This is a genomic window from Amycolatopsis rhizosphaerae, assembly GCF_007713715.1.
In the GTDB taxonomy this organism is placed as follows: Bacteria; Actinomycetota; Actinomycetes; order Mycobacteriales; family Pseudonocardiaceae; genus Amycolatopsis_E; species Amycolatopsis_E rhizosphaerae.
Genome location: NZ_VJWX01000676.1, coordinates 1 through 2,977, shown reverse-complemented (window position 1 = coordinate 2,977; position 2,977 = coordinate 1). Strand labels below are relative to the sequence as shown.

Sequence of the window (2,977 nt, the reverse complement as noted above, 5' to 3'; positions counted from 1 at the left end):
CGTCATCCCCGTGGAGGAGTCCCTCCCGGACGACCGCTACTTCAACCGGGAGCTGTCCTGGCAGGACTTCAACGCCCGCGTGCTGGCACTGGCCGAAGACGCCTCCCAGCCGCTGCTCGAGCGGGCCAAGTTCCTCGCCATCTTCGCGTCTAATTTGGACGAGTTCTACATGGTGCGCGTGGCCGGGCTGAAACGGCGGGACGAGACCGGGCTGCCGGTGCGCAGCGCGGACGGCCTCACCCCGCGCGAACAGCTCGCCTACGTCGCCAAGCGCAACCAGGACCTGGTGGAGCGGCACACGCTCGCCTTCGAGGAGCACATCCGGCCCGCGCTGGCCGAGCACGACATCCGCATCGTCGGCTGGTCCGATCTGGACGTGCCGGACCAGTTGCGGCTGTCGCACTACTTCAGCGAGCAGATCTTCCCCGTACTCACCCCGCTCGCCGTCGATCCCGCGCACCCCTTCCCGTACATCTCGGGGCTCTCGCTCAACCTCGCCGTCACGGTCCGGGATCCGGAGGGCGGCACCGAGCGCTTCGCCCGGGTCAAGGTGCCGAACAACGTGCACCGGCTGGTTCGCGTGGAACAGCAACGGGAAAGCCGGGTCGCCACCTTCCTGCCGATGGAGGAGCTGATCGCGGCCCACCTTGGCGAGCTGTTCAGCGGGATGGAGGTCACCGAGCACCACGTCTTCCGCGTCACCCGCAACGCGGAGGTCGACGTCGAGGAGGACCGCGACGAGGATCTCCTGCAGGCGATGGAACGCGAACTCGCACAACGCCGGTTCGGCCCTCCGGTGCGGCTGGAGGTCGCGCAGGAGATGAGCGAGCACATGCTCGACCTGCTGCTGCGGGAACTGGAGGTCGATCCCCGCGACGTGGTCAGGATACCCGGCCTGCTGGACCTGACCTGCCTGTTCCAGTTGTCCAGTTTGGACCGCAAGGACCTCAGGGACCGGCCGTTCGTGCCCGCCACCCACCCGGCCTTCGGCGAGCGGGAGACGCCCAAGAGCGTCTTCGCCGCGCTGCGCGAGGGCGACGTGCTGGTGCACCACCCGTACGACTCGTTCTCCACGAGCGTGCAGCGGTTCATCGAGCAGGCCGCGCACGACGACAAGGTGCTCGCCATCAAGCAGACGCTCTACCGGACCTCCGGCGACTCGCCGATCGTCAACGCGCTCATCGACGCCGCCGAGGCGGGCAAACAGGTGGTCGCGCTGGTGGAGATCAAGGCCCGCTTCGACGAGGAGGCCAACATCACCTGGGCGCGGGCGCTGGAGCGGGCGGGGGTGCACGTGGTCTACGGCCTCGTCGGGCTGAAGACCCACTGCAAGGTGGCGATGGTGGTGCGGCAGGAGGGCTCGACCATCCGCCGCTACTGCCATCTGGGCACCGGCAACTACAACCCCAAGACGGCCCGGCTGTACGAGGATCTCGGGCTGCTCACCGCCGACCCGGCCATCGGCGCCGACCTGACGGACCTGTTCAACGTGCTCACCGGCTACTCGCGACAGGAGAGCTACCGCAACATCCTCACCTCGCCCAACGGGATCCGGCGGGGCATCATCCGCCTGATCGCCGAGGAGATCGAGCACCGCAGGGCGGGCAAGCCCGCGGGCATCCGCATCAAGTGCAATTCGCTGGTGGACGAGCAGGTCATCGACGCGCTCTATCGCGCCTCACGGCAGGGTGTGCCGGTCGAAGTGGTGGTGCGGGGCATTTGCGCGCTCAAACCGGAGGTGCCGGGATTGAGCGACAACATCACGGTCCGGTCGATTCTCGGCCGGTTCCTGGAGCATTCCCGCATCTTCCATTTCCGCGCGGGCGGAACCCATTGGATCGGCAGCGCCGATATGATGCACCGGAATCTGGACCGGCGAATCGAGGCGCTGGTCCGCGTGCAGGACCCGAAACTGACCGCCCAGCTCGACCACATCCTCGATTCGGCCCTCGACCCGGCCACCCGGTGCTGGGTGCTCACCGCCACCGGTGAGTGGTCACCGTCCCCCGCGGACGGCTCCGAAGTCCGCGACCACCAGGTCGAACTGCTCATCCAGCACGGGGCCGCCGGGTGAGTACGGCCGCTTCACCGATCCACGCGGCCGGTGCGGTGCTGTGGCGCACCGGTGACGGCGGGATCGAGATCGCACTGGTCCACCGGCCGCACTACGACGACTGGTCGCTGCCCAAGGGCAAACTCGACCCGGGCGAGACGATCCCGGCCGCGGCGGTCCGGGAACTCCGGGAGGAGACCGGCTACACCGCCGTACTGGGCCGCCACCTCCGGACCGTGCGGTACGCGGTGCGGGGGCGCCCCAAGGTGGTGGACTACTTCGCCGCCGCCGCGACCGGCGGCGTGTTCGTCCCCAACGAGGAGGTCGACGAGTTGCGCTGGCTCCCGCTCGCGGAGGCCGGGGCGAAGCTCGGCTACGCGTCGGACGTCGAAGTGCTGCGCGCGTTCACGGCCCTGCCGCCGCCGCTGAGCACCGTTCTGCTGGTGCGGCACGCCAAGGCGGGCCGGCGCGAGGACTGGCGCGGGGACGACGATCTGCGGCCGCTTTCGCCCGCCGGGGCGCGCCAGGCCGCCGCGATCCGGAGGTTCGCGCCGTTGTTCGGAGTGGACCGCGTGTGCTCCGCACCGCGCCTGCGCTGCGTGCAGACCGTGCACGGGATCGCCGAGGATCTGGGCGTCGAGGTGGGCCACGAGCCGCTACTGGCCGAGGAGAGCTACTGGCGGGACCCGGCGCGGGGACTGTCCCGGTTCCTCACCCTCGTCGCCGGCGGCGGCACGCCGATCGTCTCGTCCCAGGGCGGGGTCATTCCGGATCTGGTGACCACGCTGGCGCGCCGGGCGGGGATCACCGTGCCGCTGGGCAAGGACGGGGCCGCGCCGAGCAAGAAGGGTTCGGTGTGGGTGCTGTCCTTCCGGGGCGGCACGGACAACGGCGGTCCCCGCCTCGTCTCAGCCGACTACCACC

2 protein-coding genes are annotated in these 2,977 nt (G+C 69.8%); both read left to right on the top strand.

The genetic code is table 11. The features are described 5' to 3' along the window. Positions 1-2,074: RNA degradosome polyphosphate kinase (locus FNH05_RS35350; protein ID WP_144593197.1), on the top strand; the 2,074-nt coding region annotated here is incomplete at its 5' end. Further along, the coding region (locus tag FNH05_RS35345) for an NUDIX hydrolase (RefSeq protein ID WP_246128137.1) at positions 2,071-2,977 on the top strand (907 nt) is incomplete at its 3' end. The genes FNH05_RS35350 and FNH05_RS35345, both read left to right, overlap by 4 nt.